Origin of the sequence: Microbacterium sp. CFBP 8801, from assembly GCF_014839455.1 — a bacterium.
Taxonomy (GTDB): Bacteria; Actinomycetota; Actinomycetes; order Actinomycetales; family Microbacteriaceae; genus Microbacterium.
The window spans coordinates 13,754-38,548 of sequence record NZ_JACYNU010000010.1; the positions used below are offsets into that span (position 1 = coordinate 13,754).

A 24,795-nucleotide genomic window follows, 5' to 3' on the forward strand; every position below is an offset into this window, starting at 1 on the left:
AACTGAGATTTCAGGCTAGCCCGATGGGATGCCGATGACAAGAGCGAACGGGAAGCCGCCGGCCGACGCCGGCGAGGCGCGCGACGAGCCCTCCGCCCGCGCCGCCGAAGCGCGCGACGAGCCCTCGGCCGACGTCGGCGAAGCGCGCCCGGGCACCGCGCGAGACCGCGCCAAGGCCGATCGCCGAGCGGCGCTGCTCGCGGCCGCCGCCCGTCTCTTCGCCGAGCGCGGCTTCGACGGCGTGACCCTCGAAGACATCGGCGCCGCCGTCGGGGTCAGCGGCCCCGCGGTGTACCGCCACGTCTCCGGCAAGCAGGCGCTGCTCGGTGCGATCCTCGTCGACGTCAGCGAGCGGCTCCTCCACGGCGGGCGTGCCGTCACCGCGGCGGCGTCGGACCCCACGACCCCGAGCACAACGGCGGAGGCCCGTCACGACACACCGGGCGACGGCTCCCTCGACCGGCGTGTCGCCGAGGATCCCCGCAGCCGTGCACGCTCGGCATCCGGGGACTCCCCGTCCGAGCGGAATCCGGGCGCACCGCTGCTCCGCGCCCTCGTCGACTTCCACGTCGCGTTCGCGCTCGCCGAGGCCGACGTGATCCGCGTGCAGGACCGCGACCTCGACCGCCTCTCGCCCGCCGACCGCCGTACGGTCCGCGACCTGCAGAACGCGTACGTCTCGGTGTGGACCGCGGCTCTCGCCGCCGCGGACCCGGATGCCGAGACCCCCGCCGAACGCCGCGTCCGCGCCCTGGCCTGCTTCGGTCTGATCAACTCGACCCCGCACAGCGTGCGCGGGGTGGCGGCCGCTCGCGTGGGCCCCACGCTGACGCGCATGGCCCTCGCGGCGTTGACGGCCTGACGCGCTCTCGCGGCGTTGGCGACCTGGCGCGCCCTCGCGCGGCGCCGCGCGTCGCCCCGCGCCTCGTCACCCGCCCGCCGTCTCCCCACTGTCGAGTGTCCAAGACACGCCGCACGCCGGAGCCCACTCGCGGCATGTCCTGGACACTCAACCTGTGTCACGACGGCCACTCGGCGTCGAACCCTGCGCCGCCTGCCCGGGTCACTCGACCCGCCTCACGACGCCGCCCGGCGTCGAACCCGCCTCATTCGCCCCGCCCCCTGTCGAGTGTCCAAGACACGCCGCACGGCGGAACCCTCTCGCGGCATGTCCTGGACACTCAACCTGTGTCACGACGCCACTCGGCGTCGAACCCTGCGCCGCCTGCCCGGGTCACTCGACCCGCCTCACGACGCCGCACGGCCGCGAACCCGAACCCACTCGCACCCGCACACGCACACGCACACGCACACGCACACGCACACGCACACGCACACGAGTGTCCAAGACACGCCGCATTCCGAAGCCCCTCCCCGGCGTGTCCTGGACACTCGACGCACCCGCCACCCCAGCGCTCGGCCCGAGCTCACCGCAGCAGCATCGCCCTCCCGGGTTCGCGCAGCACTCCGGCGACGTCGGTGAGGAACCGGGCCGCCTCGGCGCCGTCGACGAGACGGTGGTCGAACGACAGGCTGAGCGTCAGCACGTCGCGCAGCGCGATCTCGCCGCGGTGCTCCCACGGCGTGCGGCGAACGGCCCCGACGGCGAGGATCCCGGCCTCACCCGGGTTGAGGATCGGGGTGCCGGCATCCACGCCGAACACGCCCACGTTGGTGATCGAGAACGTGCCTCCCGTCATCGCCGCCGGGGAGGTGCGCCCGGCCCGCGCGGTGGCGGCGAGTTCCGCGATCGCGTCGGCGAGGTCGACGAGGTCGAGGCCGTCGGCATCCGGGATCACCGGCACCACCAGCCCGCGCTCGGTCGCCGCGGCGATGCCGAGGCCGACGTAGTGGTGCTCGACGATCTCACCCGCCGCCTCGTCCCATCGCGCGTTCAGCGCGGACGTGCGCCCGAGGGCGAGGCACACGGCCTTCGCGACGATCGCGAGCACTCCGATGCGATGACCGTCGAGGGCGCGATCGTGTTTCAGGGATGCCAGCAACTCCGTCGTCGCGGTGACGTCGACCGTGAGGAAGGTCGTCGCGTGCGGAGCGGTGAAGGCGCTGCGCACCATCGCCGCGGCGGTGTGCTTGCGCACTCCGCGGATCGGCGTGCGGGTCTCGCGCGCGCCGGGAGACGAGGCCGGGGGGACCGTCGACGTGGGAGTGGAGGCGAGGGAGGAGTCCGCTCGTGCGGCGTACTCCTCGACGTGCGTGCGCGTGACCGCTTCACCGGGGTGAGCGGCGGCGACGAGCACGAGATCGACGCCCAGGTCTTTCGCGAGCTTGCGCACCGGCGGCGTCGAGCGCGGACGCTCCATCGGCAGATCGATGGGGCCGGTGCGCAGCACGTCGTGCGGGGCGGCTTCGCGCACCGCGGTGTCAACGGCGGCGTCGGCGTCGAGGGTAGCGGTGACGCCGCGCGCTCGCCGCCGGGGGCGACCGCCCGACGACGGAGCCGCGCCGTAGCCCACCAGGTTCGGGGTCGCGCGGGCGGCGATGTCGTCGGCGGGAGCCTCGACGGGCGCCTCGACGACGGTCTCGACGGCCCGGCCCTCGGCGGCGGCGGGGGCGTCGGGCTCATCGTCGGCCCCCGCCACGGCGAAGGACACCAGCGGTGCCCCCACGGCCACGACGTCGCCGGCGGCGGCGTGCAGTCCCTGCACGGTGCCCGCGTACGGCGAGGGGATCTCGACGATGGCCTTGGCCGTCTCGACCTCGGCGATGGTCTGGTTGAGGGTGACGTCGTCGCCCTCGGCCACGTGCCACTGCACGATCTCGGCCTCGGGCAGTCCCTCACCGAGGTCGGGCAGCAGGAACTCGGCGATCATCGGACACCCCCGTCGACGCGGACTCCGGCGGGGGTCGCGGCGGCTGCGACCGCACCCGTCCCGCGATCGAGCACCCGGTCCACCGCGTGCAGGATGCGGTCGAGGTCGGGCACGTGATGCTTCTCGAGCTTCGACGGCGGGTAGGGGATGTCGTGGCCCGTGACCCGCATCGGCGGCGCCTCGAGGTACTCGAAGCACTGCTCGGTGATGCTCGCCACCAGCTCCGCACCGAGACCTGCCTCGCGGGCGGCTTCGTGGGTGACGACGACCCGGCCGGTCTTGCGCACCGACGCGGCGATCGTGTTCAGATCGAGGGGCGACAGGGAACGCAGGTCGACGACCTCGAGCGAGATCCCCTCGTCTTCCGCGGCGAGCGCGGCATCGAGTGCCGTCCGCACCTGCGCGCCGTAGGTGACGATCGTCGCGTCGGTGCCCTCGCGGGCGATGCGGGCGAGGTGCATGGGCGGGGCGTCCGAGAGGTCGGCGTCCAGGTCGACCTCGCCCTTGGAGTGGTAGAGGCGCTTGGGTTCGAAGAAGATGACCGGATCATCGGATGCCACGGCCTGCTGCAGCATCACGTAGGCGTCCTGCGGGTTGCTGGCGGCCACGACGCGGAGCCCCGCGGTGTGCACGAAGTACGCCTCGGGGGACTCGGAGTGGTGCTCGGCGGCGCCCACGCCCCCGGCCCACGGGATGCGGATGACCAGTGGCATCCGGATCCGCCCGTTGCTGCGGTAGTGCAGCTTCGCGACCTGGCAGACGATCTGGTCGAACGCGGGGTAGACGAAACCGTCGAACTGGATCTCGACGACGGGCCGGTAACCGCGCAGGGCGAGTCCGACGGCGGTACCGACGATGCCCGCCTCGGCCAGCGGGGTGTCGACGACGCGCTGCGCTCCGAAACGCTTCTGCAGGCCGTCGGTCACGCGGAAGACCCCGCCGAGCTTGCCGATGTCCTCGCCCATGAGCAGCACCTTGTCGTCGCCCTCGAGGGCTTTCGACAGGCCGGCGTTGATGGCGGCACCGAGGGTGAGGGCGGTCATCGCGAGACCTCGAATCCGGCGAGGTACTGCACGTACTCCGCCTTCTGCTGCGCGAGCCCCGCGTGCGGCTCGGCGTAGACGTGGTCGAAGATCGTCTCGGGTGCCCGGGTGGTAGCCCCGATGCAGGCGGCGCGCACCTCGGCGGCGAGGGCGTCGGCGGCACGGGCCACCTCGGCGAGGCCGCCGTCGTCGAGCATCCCCTCGGCGCGCAGGTACGCCTCGAGCCGGGCGATGGGGTCGCGCTCCGCCCAGGCCTCCACCTCGCCCGGCTCCCGGTACCGGGTGGGGTCGTCGCTGGTGGTGTGCGGACCCATGCGGTAGGTCACGGCCTCGAGGAATGAGGGTCCCTCCCCGCGGCGCGCGCGGTCGAGCGCCCACCGCATTGCCGCGACGCAGGCGAGCGCGTCGTTGCCGTCGATGCGCAGGCTCGGGATGCCGAACCCCGGCGCCCGTCCCGCGAGGGGGAACTCGGACTGCACGGTGACGGGCTCGGAGATCGCCCATTGGTTGTTCGAGCAGACGAACACCACGGGGGCACGGAACGACGAGGCGAACACCATGGCCTCGTTCACGTCGCCCTGGCTCGTGGCCCCGTCACCGTAATACGCGACGGCGACGTCGGTGGAGCCGTCGCGCTGCGCACCCATCGCCCACCCGGTCGCGTGCAGCGACTGGGCTCCGATGATGATCTGGGGCGGGGCGGCGTTGATGGTCGTGTGGTCGTAGGCCGAGTGCTCCTCGCCGCGCCAGGCGAGCACGTAGTCGGCGGGCTGGGCGCCGCGGCCGAGGAGCACACCGTGCTCGCGGTAGCTCGGGAAGACGAAGTCGCCCGGGGCGAGGGCGTGCGCGGTTCCGACCTGCGTGGCCTCCTGTCCGCGACACGGGGCCCAGAGCGCCAGCTGCCCCTGGCGTTGCAGGGCGACGCCCTCGGCATCGAGGCGGCGGGTGAGGACCATGTCGCGGTGGAGGGCCCGCAGCTCGTGCGGAGACAGGTCGCTCACCCAGGGATCGAGCGTCGGCTCGGCAACGCGGGTCCCATCCGATTCCAGGAGCCGCAGGGCGTCCTCATCGTCGTGGTGGCGCGCTCTTCCGATCGAAGAATCCTGCGTCTGGGTGTACGTCATCGTCATCCCTCCAGGTGCGGCCGGGGCTCCTCGTGGGAGCGTCGGCGGTCCGGGTGCCGGCAGCGTCGCCGACGAGGCCGACCGTACGCGCGGAATGCACCCCGCTCAAGACCTCGCCGTCATATTGAGCACACTGCCCATTGCGAACGGTCGCGCCGCTGCTAATGTTTCGCAGCATGAGCAAGCTCGACGCGGTCGACCTCGACCTCCTCCGCGCCCTCGCCGCCGATCCGCGGGCCACCGTCGTGGCGCTCGCCGAGAAGCTCGGCCTCTCGCGCAACACCGTGCAGGCGCGCATGAGCCGCCTCGAACGCGGTGGGGTGTTCCTGTCGTACGAGCGCACGCTGTCGGCCGAGGCCCTGGGCTTCCCGATCGAGGCGTTCCTGCAGGTGACCGTGCGCCAGGCCGAGTTGCCGGCGATCCGCGCGGAGCTCGCGAAGGTACCCGAGGTGCTGCAGGCCCACGGCCTCAGCGGCCAGGTCGACCTTCTCGTGCGCGTCGCCTGCCGCGACACGCAGCACCTCTTCGACACCGACGCGCGCATCCTCGCGATCGAGGGCGTCGAGCGCACCGAGACCTCGCTCGTGATGGGCGAGGTCATCGGCTACCGCGTGGGTCCGCTCATGCAGCTGGCGCGCGAGGACATCTAGGTCGGGGGCGGGCGGGTCAGTCTGCGCTCACGCACCGACGGCCCCGCGGCCGCACACGACGCCCCGGGCCACCCCCACACCGCCGCACCGCCCTACGGCGACGGCACCACCGGAATACTCGCCGTCTCGGCGCTCCGCTCGGCCGGACTCGCGGCATCCAATCGCACGAGCACGACCCCGACCAGGATCAACGCTCCGCCGACGAACTGGATCTGGGCGGGCGTCTCACCGAGCAGCAGCCACGCGAAGCCCAGGGCGAAGAGCACCTCGCTGAGCCCGACGAACGACGCGAGCCGCGACCCGATGAGCGGCACCGCGATCACCCCGAGCGCGTACCCCACGGTGGTGGCGACCGCGCCGACCCACAGCAGGGGCAGGATGCCGGGGAGCTCCAGCCCCGCCAGCGTCACCGTGATCGACGGCGCGGCGAACGGCAGCACCCCGGTGCCGACGAGCACGCCCATGAGCAGCGTGCCGGTGAGCAGGCCGCCCGCGGCGAGGGCGAGCGGGGGGAGGTCGTCGCCCGCGCGTCCGGCGATGACGAAGTACGCCGCCGCGCAGACGGCCGCGCACAGCGCGAAGATCGTGCCGAGCAGGTCGAACCGGGCTCCGCTGATGTCGACGACGAGCACGAGGCCGGCCATCGCGACGACCGAGCCGATCAGTACCGCTCTCGACGGCGCACGGCGCGTGCGCACCCAGACGGCGATGACGATCAGCACGGGGGCGATGTACTGGATGAGCAGTGCCACGGCGACGGGCATGCGCTGCATGGCGGCGAAGTAGAACAGCTGGCACCCGGCGACGGCGGTGAGACCGAACGAGACGATCAGCAGGCCGTGACGGCGCAGGAACCCGCGTTGCCGTCGGATCGCGAGCAGGAGCGCCGGCGAGAGCAGCAGGGCGGCGACGCCCATGCGCACGAGCAGCACCGCGCCCAGCGACCACCCGCCGTCGAGCAGCGGCTTCACGAACGGACCGCTGGAGGAGAAGGCGAGGGCCGAGGCGACCGCGATCGCGAGGCCGGTGACGGCGCTGGATCCGCGATGCGTGGGGCGCGGGAGGGTGACGGACGACGTGGTCATGCGATGCCTGCTGTCAGGAGTGAAGAACGTTTACACTCGTGACAGTACGACCTCGACATGTCAGGAGTCAACGTGATCTTCATTCGTGACACGGAGCTCGTGCTGCGCGCCGCCGTGGAGCTCGTCAACACCCTGCCGCAGACCGACACCAGCGGTGCCGACACGCTCACCGACGTGTCCGACCTCGAGGCCTTCATCGAGCGGCACGGGTACACCGGATCCCGCACCCGCGACGCGGGCGAGCTCGCCGCCGTCCGCGGCATCCGGGGACGTCTGCTGCCCCTCTGGAGCGTCGACCGCGACGCAGCGGTGCCCCTCGTGAACGCGATGCTCGCCGACGGCCGCGCCCTTCCTCAGCTCGTTCGGCACGACGGGCTCGACTGGCACATCCACGCGAGCGACCCGGCGGATCCGCTGGCCACGCGCATCCTCGTCGAGACGGCGCTCGCGTTCGTCGATGTGATCCGCGCGGATGAGTACGGGCGCGTGCGGGTGTGCGACGCCGACGACTGCAACGGCGTGTACGTCGATTTCTCGAAGAACGGCTCGAAACGCTACTGCGACGCGGGCAACTGCGGCAACCGCATGAACGTCAACGCGTACCGTAAGCGCAAGGCCGACGCGCCGGTCTGACACCGCGCGGCCCCGTTGACGAGGTGCCCACCGAAGCGCAGGGCCGACCCGCCGGCCTGACACCCCGCGCGGCCCCGTCGACGAAGCGCCCGCCCGACCGCGACACCCCTGCGCCTAGGCGAGGAACTCCCGAATCGCGGATGCCGCCGCCCGGGGCGTCTCGTAATGAATGAGGTGCCCGACCTCGGGGATCTCGACCAGCTCGGCGTTCGGGAAGAGCGTCGCGAGGTGCCGCTCGGCCTCGATCGGCGTGATGTCGTCTTTCTCGGCGGCGATGAGCAGAGTCGGCTGGGCGATGCGCGGCGCGAAGGCGCGCACGTCGTGCGACACGCTCGTCACGAACGCCTCGTGCAGCACGTCGCGGTCGGCGAACCGCGAGAAGTACTCGTCGTGCTGCTCGTGCACGAAGCGACGCAGCGCGGGGTCGCGCGTCTTCGCCATGGCGTTGCTCATGACGCGCACGATGATCCCGTTGCGCAGCAGCCCCTCGCCCACCGGGCGCGGCAGCTTCGCCCCGGCGAGGTAGTAGAAGACGGCGAGACGCGTGAGGACCCCCCGCGGCCCCTCGAGCGCGGGCGCGCCGATCGGGTTCACCAGGATCAGTTTCGGGGTGGAGAGCCCCCCGGCGACCGCGGCCGACGCGACGATGGATCCGAACGAGTGGCCGAGCACGACGGCATCCGGAGCGACGGATTCGACGAACTGCCGCAGCCACTCGGCGTACGTGTCGAGGTCGTGCGCGTGCCCGACGAGAGGGGCGGTCTCACCGAAGCCGGGGAGATCGGGCGAGATGACCCGGATGCCGGGAAGATGCGCCACGACCGGATCGAGCCCGTGATGCTCGCCGCGGAACCCGTGCACCGCCACGATCGTCATCGTCGCGGTGTCGTCGCCGTAGACCCAGTACGCCGTGGTTCCACCGAGCAGGGCGACCTCGCGCCGCACGACGGGGATCTCGGCGAGCTGCGCGGCATAGGGGTTCGGCATCCGTGAAGTCTACGAGCAGGGTCCGACATCGCCGTGCCGGGCGGAGCGGGCGCGGGCGCCGGACCCCGTGACCCCGGCCTCTTCGCTTTCGGGCCTGCGCGCCTCGGCGGCCATGTCGGAGCCCCGCTCTACCGTGGGCGCATGACCCTGTGGCAGGCCGAGCCGCTCCCGCTCTTCCAGACTCCCGAGTGGACGCGTGTCGTCGGCGTCTTCGACCTCGAGACCACCGGTGTCGACGTCGTGAACGACCGCATCGTCACCGCGCACGTCGGTGTGCTCGACGCCGATGGGCAGGTGGTCGACGCCCGCGATTGGCTGGCCGATCCCGGCATCGAGATCCCCGCGGGTGCGGCCGCGATCCACGGCGTGACCACCGCGCACGCGCGCGCCGAGGGAGACCCCGCCCCGCGCGTGGTCGCCGAGGTCGTCGAGGCGCTCGGCGCGCTGTTCGCCGCCGGCATCCCCGTCGTCGCCTACAACGCCCCGTTCGATTTCTCGATGCTCAAGTACGAGGCCCTGCGCCACGGTGTCGAGCCCATCCACTCCCCCGCGCCCGTGATCGACCCGCTCGTCGTCGACAAGACGTACGACCGGTACCGGCGCGGCAAGCGCACGCTGTCGGTCGTCGCCGAGCACTACGCCGTTCCGCTCGAATCCGCCCACGAGGCCTGCGCCGACGCGGTCGCCGCGGGCCGTCTCGCCCTGGCCCTCGCCGAGAAGTTCGGCCCCTGGATGCCACCCACCCTCGACGAACTGCACACCCGCCAGATCGCCTGGGCCCGCGCGCAAGCGGCGAGCCTCAGCGAGTATTTCGTGAAGATCGGTCGACTGGATGCCGCGGCGGCGCCGATCGACGGGGCGTGGCCGATCCGCTGAGGTGAGGTTCTCTTCGCGGCGGGGCGTGGCCGATCCGCTGACGCCGAGTCTGACTGCTCCGGGGCCTTCCGGCATCCGTCCCGCTCAGCGCCCGCCCGAGCCGACTTCTGCCCGCTCCCCGGCATGGCCCTGGCTCCGCCGGACCACGCGAACGGTCCTCCCGCATCGATCCCCGCGCCGCGACATCCCTCCGCCAGCCAATGTCGGAGGTCCCCGATACCGTTCTCCCATGACCCGAACCGCACGTCCCGCCGACCGGCCCGCGCCGGTGTTCCGGGCGTGCGACGGGGTGCCGTGGCCGACCGACGACGACCTCGATCTGGATGCCGAGTGGGCAGCGTTGCGCGAGTGCGGCGACGTCGAGTGGTGGACGGATGCCGCGCCCGAACCCACCGATGAAGACGCGCCCCTCGAGATCCAGAGCCCGCACGATCGGGGTCACGGCGCGGCCGATGCGGCCTCCGACCTCGACGCGCGGCTGGGGCATCTCGAGACCGTCGTGAGCGAGCGCCAGCGGGCGACCGCCGAGGAGTACCGGCTGATTCTCACGGTCCTCGACGACGCGGCGTTCGACCCGGCGCCCTGGGTCGGGCCCGACCCCACGCTCGACCGCGCCTGGATCGACGCCCGCGGGCGGACGCCCCGGGCCGTGCGGCGCGACCGCGTCGACCTCGCGGAACGCGCCGCCGTCGCCGAGATCGCGGTACGGCTGCACCTCTCGGAGCAGACCGTGCGAACGCGCGCCGCCCACGCACGCACGCTTGTCGGCGGTTGTCCGCAGCTCTGGGCGGCGTTCGGCGACGGTCGCATATCCGAGAAGCACGCCGTCGACGCGGCTCGCCTGGCGTCGACCCTCCCCGCGGGCGATACGGCAGCCTTCCATCGCTTCGACGATGAGGCGTGCGCCCGGGCGCTCGTCCTCCCACCCGCGAAGTTCTTCGTCGCGGCGAGGGCGGTGCGCGAGCGCGTCCACGCCGAGTCCCTCGAAACCCGGCACCGTCGCGCCGCAGACGACCGTGCCGTATGGATGACGCCCGAGCTCGACGGCATGGCCACGCTGCACGCGCTCCTGCCCGCCGATCGGGCGAGAGCCGTGATGTCCACGCTCGATCAGACGGCCCGTCACCTCCGCTCGCGCGACGACGAAGACCGCACGCTGGCGCAGTTGCGAGCGGACGCGTTCGCCGACCTCGTCACGACGACGGGCGATGAGGCGCCCGCTCCCGCTGAGGGTGCGACGACGGCCACCGAGGCGGCGCGCCCGGCCGGCGCGCCGACGTCAGGGACAGCACCGCGCACTTTCCGCGCGGCTCCCCCGGCGACCGTCGTCGTCACCATTCCCGCTCTCACCCTTCTCGGCGCCGACACCGAGCCCGCGACGCTGGAGGGCTACGGCCCCATCGACCTCGACACGGCCGGGCGGCTGGCCGGCACCGCCACGTCGTGGATCCGGCTCCTCACCCACCCCGTCACCGGGGCGCCGCTGGTTCTCGACCGCAAGACCTATCGCGTTCCCGCCGCGCTGCGGCGCCGGCTCGGCGTCACCTCACCCACCTGCGTCTTCCCCGGCTGCGGCCGAGCGGCCCGAGACTGCGACATCGACCATCTCACCGCCTGGGCCGACGGCGGAACTACCGACGACGACAACCTCGACCCGAAGTGCCGACATCACCATCGCCTACGCCACGAGTCGCGATGGGACATCGCGCACACGACCGGCGGGCCCACGGCCTGGACGTCGCCCCTCGGCGGCACGTACGGCACCGATCCCCCGCCGTTCTAGGAACGGCGCCTATCGCGCATCACCCCCGACCCCGCCGACCCCGCCCCCGAGGCTGCGAGTCGCGCACACCACCCCCGCCCTCCCGCGAAACCGTGAGTCACGCGCATCACCCCCGCCCCGCCCGCGAGGCTGCCGGTCGCACACCTCACCCCGTCCCACCCGAGTAGCCGCGAGTCGCGCAGATCACCCCCGCCCGCCCGCACGGCCGCCAGTCGCACACACCACCCCCGCGTCGCCCGAGAGGCCGCGAGTCCCCCGCACCTCCCTGCCAGACTGTCCCCGTGACCTGCCGCATCGCCACCGTCCAGGCTGAGGCCGTTCCCGGCGCGCTCGAGCGCAACGTCGCTCGTGCCGCCCGCTTCGTCGCCGAGGGCTCCGCCCAGGGAGCCGACGTCGTCGTCTTCCCCGAGGCGTTCCTCACCGGCTACGACGAGACCGTCTTCGCGGGCGTCCTGCCGCACCTCGACGATGTCGCCTGGTTGCACCCGCTGCAGAGCGTCGTCGATGAGACCGGCGTCGTCGCCGTCGTGAACACCGCTCTTCAGCTCGGCGAGCACCGCACTCTCACCGACCTGCTGATCGCCCCCGGTCGATCCCCTCACCCCGCGTACGCCAAGCAGCACCTCCACGCACCCGAGAGGGCGATCTTCACCCCGGGAACACGCGGATACTCCTTCGAGGTCGGCGGCGTCGAGCTCGCCCTGTCGGTCTGCTACGACGCGAACTTCCCCGAGCACGCCGCCGCCGCGGCCTCCGCGGGAGCCACCATCTATCTCAACAGCGGAGCGTACTTCCCCGGTGGGCAACGCCGTCGCGACCTGCACCTGGCCGCACGCGCGCTCGACAACGGCATCTACGTCGTCTACAGCGGTCTCGTCGGCGCCCCGAGCGACTTCATCGGCGGCTCGGCGATCTTCGACCCCCTCGGCCGCCGCATCGCCGACGTCACCGAACGCGAGGGACTGGCCGTCGCCGACATCGATCCCGCCCTCGTGGATGCCGTCCGCGGCGACCAGCGGATGTGGACCGACCGGCGCGCCGACCTGGGTGCGTACGAACGGTCAGGCTCGCTCGTGCCGCGCGGCTAGGGCATGTCTGACGAAGGTTCGGGGCGTCTGGACCCTGGCAGACGGCGTGGACCTGGCGTCACCGGATGGCGATGTTCCTGCCACTGATGCAACAGCTTCGCGTGGCCCGCGCGCTCCGTCGCCGTCCTCAACGCAGTCATCGCCTGGACCAACCATCTGACCGGAGTCCAGTAGACCGAAGCGAACGCCGCAACAGCCCCGGCAGACCGGCTCTGGCGACTATGCAAACCGCCGGATACAGTCCGCGAGTCGATACCGACGACCGTCACTACAGGCCAACTCGTTGCCTTCGATCAAGGCAATCACACAGTGCCGATGACGCGCGATCGCCTCAACGTACCGCCGCCACCCTTCGATGTCGCCCCGATAAGAGAGTCCGGCGAACACCAAGCCATCCGGAGTGCGAACGAGTACCCGCTCCTCGACGCAACCACCTTCGGCAGGCAGTGGCAGAGTCTCAGCGACATCGAGGAGGTCATGGAACCATCCCCGCGAAGACGCCGCTGCTTCGGCAACCTGCACGTAGCGAAACTCGCGCCACTCGAGGGCCACGAACCCGGGCAGCTCTTCCACCGCCACCTCTCCTACACCAGCCACACCTCAACGCTAGAGCACTGTCGGACAAGCCCGAGCTCGCACCGCGGGACTCCTCGCTCGCACCCAACGGATCCACGCTCGCACCACACGCCCCCTCGCTCCCACAGCACACCTCCCCGCCGCACCGCGCTGACGGAACGAAAAAAGCCCCCCGTCCCGAAGGACGAGGGGCTTTCGCGACGGATCCGTGGGGATCAACGACCGCCGAAGTTCTTGAAGCGCTGGTTGAACTTCTCGACGCGACCGGCCGAGTCCATGATGCGCTGCTTACCCGTGTAGAAGGGGTGCGAGGCCGACGAGATTTCCACGTCGATGACGGGGTACTCCACGCCGTCGAGCTCGATCGTCTTGTCGCTCGAGACCGTCGAACGGGTCAGGAAGGTGTCGCCCGAACCGAGGTCGCGGAAGACGACGGCCTTGTACGTGGGGTGGATGTCAGTCTGCATGGGAGGTCCTTTGAGAAGTGGTGCCCTGGATTCTGCCAGGACGTCAAAGTCGGCGGCGCCGTATGCACCAACGGAAGAGTCTACCAGGCCCGCGCGCGAACGCCGGTCGCGCTCAGACCGCGCGCGCCGCGTAGCGACCGGCTTCGTGCGTCAGCGTGATGTTCAGCCCGAACGTCGACGAGAGGTTCTCGGCGGTGAGGGCCTCATCGAGGGGTCCGGATGCCACGACCTCGCCGTCGCGCAACAGCAGCACGTGCGTGAATCCGACGGGGATTTCCTCGACATGATGCGTCACCATCACCATGGCGGGCGTCGTGGGCGCTTGCGCGTATCCCGACAGCAGCGCGAGCAGTTCCTCGCGCGCGCCGAGGTCGAGGCTGGCCGTGGGCTCGTCGAGCAGCAGCAGTTCGGGGTCGGTCATGACGGCGCGGGCGATCTGCACGCGCTTCTGCTCGCCGTCGCTGAGCGTGCCGAACGTGCGGTCGGCGAGGTGGTCGAGCTTCCACTCGGCGAGCACCCGCAGCGCGCGTCGCTCGTCGATGTCGTCGTAGTCCTCACGCCAGCGCCCCACGACCGAGAACGCGGCGGTGAGCACCACGTCGAGCACGCTCTCCTCGGGCGGAACGCGGCGGGCCATCGCCGACGAGGCGAAGCCGATGCGCGGACGCAGCTCGAACACGTCGGTGCGCCCGAGCTGCTCGCCGAGGATCGTGACGGAGCCCGAGGTGGGATGCAGAAGCGTGTCGGCGAGCTGCAGCACCGTGGTCTTGCCGGCGCCGTTCGGTCCGAGGACGACCCAGCGCTCGTCATCCGAGACCGTCCAGTCGAGGTGGGACACGATGTCCCGACCGTTGCGGCGGACGACGACATCGGAGAATTCGAGCACCTGCGGCATGGGGCTAGCCTACTGGCCCCGACACGCCGGGCCGTGTGCGACGCGGCCCGCGCGGCGAGGCGCCGCGGCACCGCGAGGCCCGAGACCTCGGCGTACCGCGCGCCCCCGACGGCGCCGCCCGCTACTTCCCCGCCACCTCCGCGTACAGCGCCGCCGTGGTTTCGGCGATCGCCGCCCAGCTGAAGTCGTCGATGGCGCGCTGGCGACCGGCCTGTCCGTAGGCGCGGGCGGTCTCGGCATCCGTCACCACCTCGGTGAGCACGCGGGCCAGGTCGTCGACGAAGCGCTCGGGGTCGACGGGCGTGCCCGTGCCGTCCTGCACCTGCTCGATCGGCACGAGACGGCCGGTGACGCCGTCGACGACGACCTCGGGGATTCCCCCGGTCGCCGTGCCGACGACCGCGGCACCGCACGCCATGGCCTCGAGGTTGACGATGCCCAGCGGCTCGTAGACCGACGGGCACACGAACGTCGTCGCCGAGGTGAGGATCGCGCACAACTCGCCCCGCGGCAGCAGTCGGTCGATCCAGACGACGCCGTCGCGCGTGGCCTGCAGTCCACGCACGAGCTCCTGCACCTCGGCCATGATCTGCGGGGTGTCGGGCGCCCCCGCGCACAGCACCAGCTGCACCTCGGGGGGCAGCTGCTCCGCCGCGCGCAGCAGGTAGGGCAGCCCCTTCTGACGGGTGATGCGCCCGACGAACACGACCGAGGGCCGCGCGGGGTCGATGCCGACCGACGACAGGAACGCGTCGTCCGACACCGGATGCCACGACTCGGTGTCGATGCCGTTGTAGATCACGCGCACCTTGGCGGGGTCGAGAGCGGGGTAGCTGCGAAGGATGTCGTCGCGCATGCCCGAGCTCACCGCGACGACCGCCGCGGCTCCCTCGTACGCGGTCTTCTCGATGTAGCTCGACACGGCGTAGCCGCCGCCGAGCTGCTCGGCCTTCCACGGGCGCAGCGGCTCGAGGCTGTGCGCGGTGACGATGTGCGGGATGCCGTGCAGCAGAGAGGCGAGGTGTCCGGCGAAGTTCGCGTACCAGGTGTGGGAGTGCACGACGTCGGCGCCGGCGGTGTCGGAGACGATCTCGAGGTCGGTGCCGAGCGTCTGGATCGCGCCGTTCGCGGAGGAGAGCTCCGCCGGGACGCCGTACGACGTCGTGTCGTCCTCGTCGCGCGCCGCACCGAAGGCGCGGACCTGCACCTCGGTGCCCTCGGCACGCAGCGCGCGCACCAGTTCGGTGGCGTGGACACCCGCACCGCCGTAGATCTCCGGCGGGTATTCCTTGGTCACGATGTCGACGCGCATGACACGAACGGTAGTACACCCGTCAAGCGACGCGCCGCGTGTAGTCGCGGGAGTTTTCGACCCCTAGTGTGGTGCCATGCCTGCAGCGCCGAAGGTCTTCGGAATCATCCTCGCCGGCGGCGAGGGAAAGCGTCTCATGCCCCTCACGGCCGACCGCGCGAAACCCGCCGTGCCGTTCGGTGGTCAGTACCGCCTGATCGACTTCGCCATCTCCAACCTCATCAACTCGGGGTTGCGTCAGCTGGTCGTGCTCACGCAGTACAAGTCGCACAGCCTCGACCGCCACATCTCGCAGACCTGGCGCATGTCGCCGATGCTGAACGCCTACGTGGCGTCGGTGCCGGCGCAGCAGCGTCTCGGCAAGCGATGGTTCTCGGGTTCGGCCGACGCGATCCTGCAGTCGATGAACCTCATCCGCGACGAGAAGCCCGACATCGTGGCCGTCATCGGTGCCGACCACGTGTACCGCATGGACTTCAAGCAGATGCTCGACGCGCACATCGCCTCCGACGCGCGCGCCACGGTGGCCGGCATCCGTCAGCCCATCGGGCTCGCGAACCAGTTCGGCGTGATCGACACCGATCCGACCGACCCCACGAAGATCCGCGCGTTCCTCGAGAAGCCGCAGAACCCCACCGGTCTCGCCGACGCCCCGCACGAGGTGCTCGCGTCGATGGGCAACTACATCTTCGACGCCGATGCGCTCGTCGAAGCCGTCACGCACGACGGTGAGCTGCCGACCTCGGCGCACGACATGGGCGGCGACATCGTGCCCTGGTTTGTCGACCGCGGCGAAGCGGCCGTCTACGACTTCCAGCGCAACGACGTTCCGGGCTCCACGCCGCGCGACCGCTCGTACTGGCGCGACGTGGGCACGATCGAGTCGTTCTACGACGCCCACATGGACCTGATCTCGACCCTGCCGATCTTCAACCTGTACAACACCGACTGGCCGATCTACTCGCAGACGTTCAACGCCCCGCCGGCGAAGTTCGTGCGCGACTCGGTCGGACGCATCGGCAACGCGATCGACTCGATCGTCTCGCTCGGTTCGGTGCTCTCGGGCACCCACCTCGAGCGCAGCGTCGTCGGCCCCTGGGCCCTGGCGGGTGGCGGCTCGACCATCACCGACTCGGTGCTGTTCGACAGCGTGCAGGTCGGCGCGGGAGCCCGCATCCACCGCGCGATCCTCGACAAGAACGTCGTGCTCGAACCGGGCGCCACCATCGGCGTCGACCGCGAACGCGACCTGGCCCGCGGCTTCACCGTCACCGAGACGGGCATCACCGTCGTCGGCAAGGACGTGCACGTCCACGCGTGAGCGTGATCCAGACCCCGGATGCCGGGATCCTGGATGCCGGAAGGGGCGGTGACCATCACGGTCGCCGCCCCTTCTGGCATCCGGTCTCGTTCAGGCGCCCACGCGCGCGAACGCGTCTCGGCTGATCAGCGCCTCCGCACCGACGTCAGATCAGACGCCCACGCGCGTGAACGCGTCCCGGCTGATCACCGCCTCCGCACCGACGTCGGATCAGACGCCCACGCGCGCGAACGCGTCGCTGCTGATGCCCTTGTCGAGCACGACCTTCGACCACTCGCGGGCGCTGTGCAGACTGTGGTCGCGGTAGTTGCCACAGCTGAACGCGTCGGTGCCGGGCACGTCATCCCACTGCACGTCTTCGGCGATCGCGCGCAGCGAGCCCGTGATGGCCTCGACGAGGTCGGCGACCGCGGGCTCGCCCCACATGATGACGTGGAAGCCGGTGCGGCATCCGAACGGCGAGATGTCGATGAGACCCTCGATGCGGTCGCGCACGAGGCTCGCGAGCAGGTGCTCGATCGTGTGGAGCCCGGCCGTGGGAATCTCCTGCTCGTTCGGCTGCACGAGGCGCAGATCGAAGTTGGAGATGACGTCGCCGCGCGGGCCCGACTCCGTGCCGATCAGGCGCACGTAGGGCGCCAGCACGGCGGTGTGATCCAGGGTGAAGCTCTCGACATCGGCCATGGAGGGTCCCTTCTGAGGGGTTCGGGGTACCGCGAAAGCCTACGCGGCGATGCCGGTGACGGCGCCGCGCGTGACGCCGCGCGACGCGGGACCCGCGGCCCGACCCGCTAGGGTCGAGCGCGTGCCTGCGCCCGCCCGATTCCTCGTCGTGCTCGATGCCGACTCCACCCTGATCCGCAATGAGGTCATCGAACTCCTCGCCGACGAAGCCGGCCGAGGCGCCGAGGTGGCCGCGGCGACCGAGGCCGCGATGCGCGGCGAGGTCGACTTCGCCACGAGCCTGCGCTCGCGGGTCACCGCCCTCACGGGCGTGCCGACCGAGGCCTTCGCCCGGGCGATCGCCCGCATCGAACCCACGCCCGGCGTGCGCGAACTCATCGCCGCTGTGCACGAGCGCGGTGGGGTCGTCGGCGTCGTGTCGGGCGGGTTCCACGAGGTGCTCGACACCGTCGCCCCCGACCTGGGAGTCGACGTCTGGCGCGCCAACCGGCTCGTCGCCGTCGACGGCGCGCTCACCGGCGAGGTCGACGGCGCGATCGTGGATGCCACGGCGAAGGCCGAGACGCTGCGCGCCTGGGCGGCGGAACACGGCGTGCCCCTCTCGCTCACCTTCGCGATCGGCGACGGCGCGAACGACCTCGAGATGATGGCGACGGCCGGCCTGGGGCTGGCGTTCAACGCCAAGCCCGCCGTGCGCGAGCGCGCCGACCTCGTGATCGGCGACGTCGACCTGGCCCAGGTCATCGCGCTGCTGCCGCGCTGACGCGGCGGGCGTGGACGGCGCCGCGCCCTGCATGGCCGGGTGTGGTTCGTCGTGCGCCGGCGAACCGACGGCGCGGTGCTGACGGTCTCGGCACGCATCCCCACCGACCCGAGCCCGCTCCACGACGACCGCCGGCACGGCATCCCGTTCACCGTCGTGACGTGCACCCTGTCGGCCGACGACCCGCGCCCCAGGAGGGTCCTGCCTCGTCAGTGCCCCATGCCGAGGCCGCCGTCGACCGGGATCACGGCGCCCGAGATGTAGGCGGCGTCATCGCCGGCGAGCCAGGTGACGACACCGGCGACCTCGTCGGGAGAGGCGAAGCGCCCCGCGGGGATGCTCTTCTTGTAGTCGGCCTGCGTGTCGGCCGGAAGCTCGGCCGTCATGTCTGTCTCGATGAAGCCCGGAGCGACGACGTTCGCGGTGATCCCGCGCCCCCCGAGCTCGCGCGTGAGTGAGCGGGCGAAACCGACGAGGGCGCTCTTCGACGCCGCGTAGTTGATCTGACCGGCCGAACCGTACAGTCCGACGACGCTGGAGATGAGGATGACGCGGCCCCACCGTGCCTTCAGCATGCCCTTCGAGGCACGCTTGACCACGCGGAACGCTCCCCCGAGGTTCGTGTTGACGACGCTGTCGAAGTCGTCCTCGGTCATGCGCAGCAGCAGAGTGTCCTTGGTGACGCCGGCGTTGGCCACGACCACGGCGATCGGTCCGAGCTCGGCCTCCACCCGCGAGAAGGCGGCGTCGACGGCGGCGGCGTCGGTGACGTCGGCGCGCACCGTGAGGGTGCCCTCGGGGCCCTCGCCCGAGCGGGCGGTGACGGCGACGCGCCACCCCTCCGCGACGAAGCGCTCGGCGATGGCACGACCGATGCCCCGGTTTCCACCGGTGACGACGACGACGCGGTCCTGAGACATGGGTGAGACTCCTGCGCTTGCGAGGGACGGAACCGACTCAGCCTACCGAGGCTGACGTCCGAGCCGTGGAGCGCGGGCTCGGGCTCGAAGCGCGGCCGCGGAGCACGGGCACCGGCACGGAGCACGGCACCCACGACGACGGGCGCGGGGGAACCCGATGCCACCCGTCCGCGCGCCCCCACCGCACCGCCGCCCGCCTCCCGCGAGCCCCGGAGGTTTGACACGGCCCGAGCGGCGCTGGAACTCTGGAGCGACGCACGATGAAAGGGACCCCGTGAGCGACGACCGCACGACCGACCCGAACCAGCCCGCCGGTTCGTCCGACGCCAGCGCCGACGCCTCCGGCGTGCCGGTGTCGCCGTACGCTCCCCCGACGGGCGACCCCTCGCCCGGCGCGAGCCCGTTCGACGGCGGCGACGCCGTCTCGAGCGACGGTGCCCCGTCGGCATCCGGTACGGCTCCCGAGGCCCCGGCAGCCCCGGCTCCGGCCCCCGGTGCCGCTCCCGAGGCGCCGTACGGGTCCGCCCCCGCCGCCCCGGCGTACGGTGCTCCCGCGACCCCGCCCTACGACGTGGCGGGCGACGCGGCATCCACCTCCGGCGCACCGGCCTACGGCGCCCCCGCCTACGGAGCGCCGGCGTACGACGCCCCCTCCGATGCACCCGCGTACAACCAGGCGACCGCGGCCTACGGTGCGCCCGCCTACGGCTACGGATACGCCGCAGCGCGCACCAACACCCTCGCGATCGTCTCGTTCATCGCGTCGTTGGCCGGGGTGTTCGTGCTGCCGGTCATCGGCCAGATCGCCGGGGTGGTGATGGGGCACATCTCGCTCTCTCAGATCAAGTCCCGGGGAGAGAAGGGCCGCGGCCTCGCCCTGGCCGGCGTGATCATCGGTTACGCCACGCTCGCCCTCGGCGTGCTGGCCATCATCGCGTTCGCGATCTTCATCGGAGCGCTCGCGAGCGCACCCGGGTCGCGGTACTCCTGAGACCGCAGCGCCTCGCGCCGACGGCACGGGGAGGGCGGCGACGCGCTTGTCACGACGTCGAACAGACGTGGCATCCCCTCACCCCGTGCCGTCGCGACGGGCGTACTGTGGTCTCACTGTGAAGACACCGTCCCGTGCGCAATCCGCGACGTCGCTCCCGAAGGCACCCCGGGACGACGCCGACTCCCGTTTCACCAAGTACATGGTGATGATGGGGATCCGCATCGCGTGCTTCATCGCGATGGCCGTCATCACTCCCTACGGTTGGTACACCTTCGTGTTCGCCGCGGGGGCGATCTTCCTGCCCTACCTCGCCGTCATCGTGGCGAACGTCGGCCAGGACGCCGCACCGAGCACGGCGATCAACCCCGAACGCGCCATCGACGCACCGCGGCCGGCCGCGCCGACGCCGGCTCCCGCCGCCGACGAGCCGCTCGTCATCCGCATCGCCGAGAGCCCGCGTCTCGCCCCGCCGCGCGACGACCGGTCGTGACCGAGGCCGCCGCCGAGTGCTCGCGGGCCGGATGCCGTGACACCGCCGTCTGGGTCATCGGCTGGCGCAATCCCCGCATCCACGCCGCCGACCGCAGGAAGACCTGGGTCGCCTGCGACGCCCACGTGGCCTACCTCCGCGAGTTCCTCCACGCCCGGGACTTTCCCGTCGACGTCGCCGCCCTCGCTCAAGACGCGCGATGAACTCGCGCACGCCGCCGATCGACGTACGCTGGAAGGCGTGGCCGAAAGCTTGCAGGTGAGCGCGCGCGAGACGCGGCAGAGGGACGGTGCGGCGTGAGCGCCCGCGAGACCCCCGCCGCCGCGCGCTGGGCCATGTACGTGGGCGTGGCGATCCTGTTCGCGATCGCGTGCGCCTTCCTGTCGAACTGGCAGTTCTCGCGCAACGCCGAGCGCAGCGAACAGCTCGAGCTCGTGGCGAACAACTACGACGCCGCCCCGGTCGCCCTGGGCGATCTGCTCGCGCCCGGCGCGGAGCTCACCCCCTCCGACGAATGGCGGCCCGTGCGCCTCGAGGGCCGGTACCTCGCCGACGAACAGCTCCTCGTGCGCAACCGCGCCCACGGCGGCTCCGCCGCCTACGAGCAGCTCGTGCCCTTCCGCCTCGACGACGGACGCACGCTGCTCGTCGACCGCGGATGGCTCCCGCCCGGCAACAGCCAGTCGCTCCCCGACGACATCCCCGACCCGCCGTCCGGCGAGGTGACCGTCGAGGTCCGCCTCCGTCCGGGCGAGGCCGCCCCCACCTCGGGCCGCACCGCGGAAGCCGGCCAGGTTCCCACCATCAACCTCGGTCTCGTGGCCGAGCAGACGGGTCCCCTCGAGCCCGGCGCGTACGGACTGCTGATGTCCGAGACCCCCGCCCCTGCGACCGCGCCGCTGACGGTCGACCCCCCGAGCAACGATCCCGGCCCCTACCTGTCGTACGCGATCCAGTGGATCCTCTTCGCCCTCATGGGCTTCGGGTTCATCACCTACGTGATCGTGAGCGAACGGCGCCTGCGCCGCGAGGACGCCGAAGACGACGATGACGACGTCGTTCCCGCCGCCGCGCCCGTGCGCGCCGACGAGGGCCGCCGCCGCGTCGACCCGGTCGCCCTGCACCGCTCGCGCAAGCTCCCCCGCGACCGCGATGCCGACGACGAGGACGCCCTGCTCGACGCGAGGTGAGCGGGACGGGCCTCGATCGCCGCCGCGCGCAGTCAGCTCCGCAATCGAGGACGCCGTCAGCAACGGGCGCGTTCGTGACGACCGCGCTCAGGCCGGCGTGATCAGACCAGCGTGATCAGGCAAGCGTGATCAGGCCGGCGTGATCAGGTCAGCGCGATCAGGTCAGCGCGCTCAGGCCAGCGTGATCAGGTCCGCGTAGTCGCGACCCCAGATGTCCTCGACGCCGTCGGGCAGGATCAGCACGCGCTCGGGGTTCAGCGCCTCGACGGCCCCCTCGTCGTGCGAGACGAGCACGACGGCACCCTCGTAGTGCGAGAGCGCCCCGAGAATTTCTTCGCGCGAGGCCGGGTCGAGGTTGTTCGTGGGCTCGTCGAGCAGCAGCATGTTCGCCGACGACACCACGAGGGTCGCGAGAGACAGACGGGTCTTCTCGCCGCCCGAGAGCACCCCGGCGGGCTTCAGCACGTCGTCGCCGACGAACAGGAACGAACCCAGCACCTTGCGGGCCTCGGTGGCGGTGATGTGCGGCGCCGACGACATCATGTTCTCGAGCACCGAACGATTCACGTCAAGGTTCTCGTGCTCCTGGGCGTAGTAGCCGACCTTCAGGCCGTGCCCGGGCTCGAGCTGACCGGTGTCGGGCTGGTCGACGCCGGCGAGGATACGCAGCAGCGTCGTCTTCCCCGCACCGTTCAAGCCCAGGATCACCACGCGGGAGCCGCGGTCGATCGCGAGGTCGACGTCGGTGAAGATTTCGAGCGAGCCGTACGACTTCGACAGTCCGGATGCCATGAGCGGGGTCTTTCCGCAGGGCGCGGGCTTGGGGAAGCGGAGCTTCGCCACGCGCTCTTCGGCGCGCACCTCGTCGAGTCCCGACAGCATCTTCTCGGCGCGGGCGACCATCTGGTGCGCGGCCGCGGCCTTCGAGGCCTTCGCGCCGAAGCGCGCCGCCTGCAGCTGCAGAGCAGTGGCCTTCTTCTCGACGTTGACGCGCTCTTTCTTGCGGCGCTCCTCGTCGGCCACCCGCTGGCGCAGGTAGTTCTTCCAGTTCATGTTGTAGACGTCGATAACCTGACGGTTCGCGTCGAGGTAGAACACGCGGTTCACCGTCTCGCCGACGAGCTCCACGTCGTGCGAGATCACGATGAGCCCGCCCTTGTACCCCTTGAGGAACTCGCGCAGCCACACGACGCTGTCGGCGTCGAGGTGGTTGGTGGGCTCGTCGAGGATCATCGTCTGGGCGTCCGAGAACAGGATGCGCGCGAGCTCGATGCGGCGACGCTGTCCTCCCGAGAGGGTCTTCAGTGGCTGCTCGAGGATGCGGTCGGGAAGCGAGAGGTTGTGGGCGATGGATGCCGCCTCGGCTTCGGCCGCGTACCCGCCCTGCGCCTCGAACTGCTCGGTGAGGGTGCCGTACTTCTTCATGGCCTTCGCGGCCACGGCGGGGTCGTCGTCGCCCATCGCCATCGAGGCCTCGTGCATGCCGAGCGCCAGTGAGCCGAGGCCGCGGGCGTCGAGGATGCGCGTGCGGGCCAGCATCTCGGGGTCGCCCGAGCGGGGGTCCTGCGGCAGGTAGCCCAGTTCGCCCACGCGGTCGACGCCGCCGTTCGCGGGGAGCAGGTCGCCCGCGAGCACCTTGGTCAGGGTCGTCTTCCCCGCGCCGTTGCGCCCGACGAGGCCGATCTTGTCTCCGTCGGAGACGCGGAACGCCACGTCGGACATGAGCACGCGGGCACCCACGCGGATCTCGAGGTCGTGCACGGCGAGCACAGCGAACGTCCGTTCTTCGGGGTTGGGGGTGGGTGGCCCAGAAGGCCAGCCACCCAGTATACGGCGGCTTCCTGCACGCATTCCGACAGCGTCCCGACAGCCCCGTCCCGGCGGTCGTGGACGCGCACCCGATCCGCGCGCGGGTGGTCGCCGTCGATACCTCGGTGTCGAGACGATCGGCGCGGGAGCGGGCCCGCGGGTTTGCGTTCTCACCCGATCGAGGACATAAGCTAAGCCTGTCCTTACTTAGATCACAGGAGGCTCTCTGTGTCCCGATTCCGCGCCCTGGCTGCTCTCGCCGCCGGTTCCGCCCTCGTTCTCGCCGGCTGCGCCGGGTCGCCCGAAACGTCGGAAGGCGGGGCGGCGCAGGAGTCCGACAGCGTGTTCCCCGTCACGGTCGACAGCGCCCTCGGCCAGGCCGTGATCGAGAAGAAGCCCGAGCGCGTGGCCACCGTCGCGTGGTCGAACCAGGAGGTCCCCCTCGCCCTCGGCATCGTGCCCGTGGGCATGGCCAAGGCCACCTGGGGCGACGATGACGGCGACGGCATCCTCCCCTGGGTCGAAGACAAGCTGACCGAGCTAGGTGGTGAGACCCCCGTGCTCTTCGACGAGACCGACGGCATCGACTTCGAGGCCGTGGCCGACACGCAGCCCGACGTGATCCTCGCCGCGTACTCCGGCCTGACGCAGGAGGACTACGACACCCTGTCGAAGATCGCCCCCGTCGTCGCCTACCCCGACGCCGCCTGGGGAACCACGCTCGACCAGATGATCCAGCTCAACTCGAAGGCCCTCGGGCTCGAGAGCGAGGGCGACGCTCTCATCGACCAGATCAAGACCGAGTCGCAGGAGGCGTTCGACGCCCATCCCGCCCTCGCCGATGTCGCGCCGTTGTTCGCGTTCACCGACCCGACCAACATGAGCAAGATCACCTACTACACCTCGCACGACCCGCGCGCGGGCTACCTGCACGAGCTGGGCATGCCCGTGCCCGCACAGGTGAGCAAGACCTCGGCCGAGATCGACGCGTTCTACAGCGAGATCAGCGCCGAAGAGGCCGATACGTTCAGCGACGTGGGCCTGTGGATCACCTACGGCAACACCGACGGCTCGACCGTCGCGCAGCTGCAGGCCGACCCGCTGCTGTCGAAGATCCCCGCCATCGCCGCCGGCCACATCGCGGTCCTCGAAGACGGCACGCCCCTCGCGGCCTCGGCGAACCCCTCACCGTTGTCGATCAACTGGGGCTTCAGCCGGTACCTCGACCTGCTCACCGCCGCCGTCGGCTGATCCCCTACCCCGCACACCGGACC

24 protein-coding genes are annotated in these 24,795 nt (G+C 71.3%); 13 read left to right on the plus strand and 11 right to left on the minus strand.

Annotated features, from left to right (window positions below; translation table 11 throughout):
• The first annotated feature begins 28 nt into the window (after positions 1-28).
• A complete protein-coding gene (locus tag IFR11_RS12215; protein ID WP_244630756.1) occupies positions 29-862 on the plus strand; it encodes a TetR/AcrR family transcriptional regulator in 834 nt (277 codons plus the stop codon).
• Between the two features lie 565 nt (positions 863-1,427).
• On the opposite strand, the gene IFR11_RS12220 is transcribed toward IFR11_RS12215, so the two are convergent.
• From IFR11_RS12220 to pdhA, 3 genes are read right to left on the minus strand one after another with little or no spacing between them, the layout of a single operon-like run.
• Complete coding sequence (locus IFR11_RS12220) at positions 1,428-2,831, minus strand: dihydrolipoamide acetyltransferase family protein (RefSeq protein ID WP_191916334.1); 1,404 nt, start codon at positions 2,829-2,831, stop codon at positions 1,428-1,430.
• A complete protein-coding gene (locus tag IFR11_RS12225) occupies positions 2,828-3,874 on the minus strand; it encodes an alpha-ketoacid dehydrogenase subunit beta (RefSeq protein WP_191916335.1) in 1,047 nt (348 codons plus the stop codon). The genes IFR11_RS12220 and IFR11_RS12225 overlap by 4 nt, the downstream gene beginning before the upstream one ends.
• Positions 3,871-4,998 carry a pyruvate dehydrogenase (acetyl-transferring) E1 component subunit alpha gene (gene pdhA / locus IFR11_RS12230; protein ID WP_191916336.1) on the minus strand — a complete coding sequence of 376 codons (1,128 nt, stop codon included), beginning with the start codon at positions 4,996-4,998 and terminating at the stop codon, positions 3,871-3,873. Before pdhA ends, IFR11_RS12225 begins: the two co-directional genes overlap by 4 nt.
• Before the next feature lie 176 nt (positions 4,999-5,174).
• Between pdhA and IFR11_RS12235 the strand changes: the two genes are divergently transcribed.
• Positions 5,175-5,648, plus strand: coding sequence for an Lrp/AsnC family transcriptional regulator (locus IFR11_RS12235; protein WP_055837611.1), 474 nt, complete (start codon positions 5,175-5,177; stop codon positions 5,646-5,648).
• Positions 5,649-5,740: 92 nt separating this feature from the next.
• Here IFR11_RS12235 and IFR11_RS12240 read toward each other — a convergent pair whose 3' ends face one another.
• Entirely contained in the window at positions 5,741-6,733 is a 993-nt protein-coding gene (locus IFR11_RS12240) for an EamA family transporter (RefSeq protein ID WP_191916337.1), read from the minus strand.
• Positions 6,734-6,805: 72 nt separating this feature from the next.
• Between IFR11_RS12240 and IFR11_RS12245 the strand changes: the two genes are divergently transcribed.
• Positions 6,806-7,366, plus strand: a complete 561-nt coding sequence (locus tag IFR11_RS12245; protein WP_191916338.1) for a CGNR zinc finger domain-containing protein — start codon at positions 6,806-6,808, stop codon at positions 7,364-7,366.
• Between the two features lie 114 nt (positions 7,367-7,480).
• Here IFR11_RS12245 and IFR11_RS12250 read toward each other — a convergent pair whose 3' ends face one another.
• Positions 7,481-8,353, minus strand: a complete 873-nt coding sequence (locus IFR11_RS12250; protein WP_191916339.1) for an alpha/beta fold hydrolase — start codon at positions 8,351-8,353, stop codon at positions 7,481-7,483.
• Between the two features lie 141 nt (positions 8,354-8,494).
• On the opposite strand from IFR11_RS12250, the gene IFR11_RS12255 reads away from it, so the two are divergent.
• The 3 genes from IFR11_RS12255 to IFR11_RS12265 all read left to right on the plus strand — a co-directional run bounded on the left by IFR11_RS12255 (position 8,495) and on the right by IFR11_RS12265 (position 12,100).
• A complete protein-coding gene (locus IFR11_RS12255) occupies positions 8,495-9,229 on the plus strand; it encodes an exonuclease domain-containing protein (protein WP_191916340.1) in 735 nt (244 codons plus the stop codon).
• A gap of 229 nt (positions 9,230-9,458) precedes the next feature.
• Positions 9,459-11,012, plus strand: coding sequence for an HNH endonuclease signature motif containing protein (locus tag IFR11_RS12260; protein ID WP_191916341.1), 1,554 nt, complete (start codon positions 9,459-9,461; stop codon positions 11,010-11,012).
• A 281-nt stretch (positions 11,013-11,293) separates the two neighbouring features.
• Positions 11,294-12,100 carry a carbon-nitrogen hydrolase family protein gene (locus tag IFR11_RS12265; RefSeq protein ID WP_191916342.1) on the plus strand — a complete coding sequence of 269 codons (807 nt, stop codon included), beginning with the start codon at positions 11,294-11,296 and terminating at the stop codon, positions 12,098-12,100.
• A gap of 791 nt (positions 12,101-12,891) precedes the next feature.
• On the opposite strand, the gene IFR11_RS12275 is transcribed toward IFR11_RS12265, so the two are convergent.
• The 3 genes from IFR11_RS12275 to glgA all read right to left on the minus strand — a co-directional run bounded on the left by IFR11_RS12275 (position 12,892) and on the right by glgA (position 15,350).
• On the minus strand, positions 12,892-13,143 hold the full coding sequence (locus IFR11_RS12275; protein WP_055837630.1) for a type B 50S ribosomal protein L31: 252 nt from the start codon (positions 13,141-13,143) through the stop codon (positions 12,892-12,894).
• Between the two features lie 112 nt (positions 13,144-13,255).
• Positions 13,256-14,038, minus strand: coding sequence for an ABC transporter ATP-binding protein (locus IFR11_RS12280; RefSeq protein WP_055940109.1), 783 nt, complete (start codon positions 14,036-14,038; stop codon positions 13,256-13,258).
• A 121-nt stretch (positions 14,039-14,159) separates the two neighbouring features.
• Positions 14,160-15,350, minus strand: coding sequence for a glycogen synthase (gene glgA / locus IFR11_RS12285; RefSeq protein ID WP_191916344.1), 1,191 nt, complete (start codon positions 15,348-15,350; stop codon positions 14,160-14,162).
• Positions 15,351-15,426: 76 nt separating this feature from the next.
• Between glgA and glgC the strand changes: the two genes are divergently transcribed.
• A complete protein-coding gene (gene glgC / locus IFR11_RS12290) occupies positions 15,427-16,671 on the plus strand; it encodes a glucose-1-phosphate adenylyltransferase (RefSeq protein WP_055837638.1) in 1,245 nt (414 codons plus the stop codon).
• A 210-nt stretch (positions 16,672-16,881) separates the two neighbouring features.
• Here glgC and IFR11_RS12295 read toward each other — a convergent pair whose 3' ends face one another.
• On the minus strand, positions 16,882-17,355 hold the full coding sequence (locus IFR11_RS12295; RefSeq protein ID WP_055837641.1) for an S-ribosylhomocysteine lyase: 474 nt from the start codon (positions 17,353-17,355) through the stop codon (positions 16,882-16,884).
• Between the two features lie 121 nt (positions 17,356-17,476).
• Here IFR11_RS12295 and serB point away from each other — a divergent pair, with 121 nt between their 5' ends.
• The gene (gene serB / locus IFR11_RS12300; protein WP_055837644.1) at positions 17,477-18,118 is read left to right on the plus strand and encodes a phosphoserine phosphatase SerB; all 642 of its coding nucleotides are present in this window, start codon (positions 17,477-17,479) and stop codon (positions 18,116-18,118) included.
• A 209-nt stretch (positions 18,119-18,327) separates the two neighbouring features.
• Here serB and fabG read toward each other — a convergent pair whose 3' ends face one another.
• Positions 18,328-19,038 (minus strand): 3-oxoacyl-ACP reductase FabG, encoded by a 711-nt coding sequence (gene fabG / locus IFR11_RS12305; RefSeq protein ID WP_055837650.1) that lies wholly within the window; start codon positions 19,036-19,038, stop codon positions 18,328-18,330.
• Between the two features lie 274 nt (positions 19,039-19,312).
• On the opposite strand from fabG, the gene IFR11_RS12310 reads away from it, so the two are divergent.
• From IFR11_RS12310 to IFR11_RS12325, 4 genes are all read left to right on the plus strand, one after another.
• A complete protein-coding gene (locus IFR11_RS12310) occupies positions 19,313-20,029 on the plus strand; it encodes a DUF4190 domain-containing protein (RefSeq protein ID WP_342030296.1) in 717 nt (238 codons plus the stop codon).
• A gap of 118 nt (positions 20,030-20,147) precedes the next feature.
• Positions 20,148-20,522: a DUF3099 domain-containing protein gene (locus tag IFR11_RS16650; protein WP_082516580.1), complete on the plus strand. Its 375-nt coding sequence runs from the start codon at positions 20,148-20,150 to the stop codon at positions 20,520-20,522.
• Entirely contained in the window at positions 20,519-20,725 is a 207-nt protein-coding gene (locus IFR11_RS12320) for a hypothetical protein (protein ID WP_191916346.1), read from the plus strand. Before IFR11_RS16650 ends, IFR11_RS12320 begins: the two co-directional genes overlap by 4 nt.
• 132 nt (positions 20,726-20,857) lie before the next feature.
• Positions 20,858-21,712 carry an SURF1 family cytochrome oxidase biogenesis protein gene (locus IFR11_RS12325; RefSeq protein ID WP_191916367.1) on the plus strand — a complete coding sequence of 285 codons (855 nt, stop codon included), beginning with the start codon at positions 20,858-20,860 and terminating at the stop codon, positions 21,710-21,712.
• Positions 21,713-21,883: 171 nt separating this feature from the next.
• On the opposite strand, the gene IFR11_RS12330 is transcribed toward IFR11_RS12325, so the two are convergent.
• Positions 21,884-23,482 carry an ABC-F family ATP-binding cassette domain-containing protein gene (locus IFR11_RS12330; RefSeq protein WP_055837672.1) on the minus strand — a complete coding sequence of 533 codons (1,599 nt, stop codon included), beginning with the start codon at positions 23,480-23,482 and terminating at the stop codon, positions 21,884-21,886.
• Positions 23,483-23,749: 267 nt separating this feature from the next.
• On the opposite strand from IFR11_RS12330, the gene IFR11_RS12335 reads away from it, so the two are divergent.
• Positions 23,750-24,772, plus strand: a complete 1,023-nt coding sequence (locus tag IFR11_RS12335) for an ABC transporter substrate-binding protein (RefSeq protein WP_191916347.1) — start codon at positions 23,750-23,752, stop codon at positions 24,770-24,772.
• The last annotated feature ends 23 nt before the right edge of the window (positions 24,773-24,795 follow it).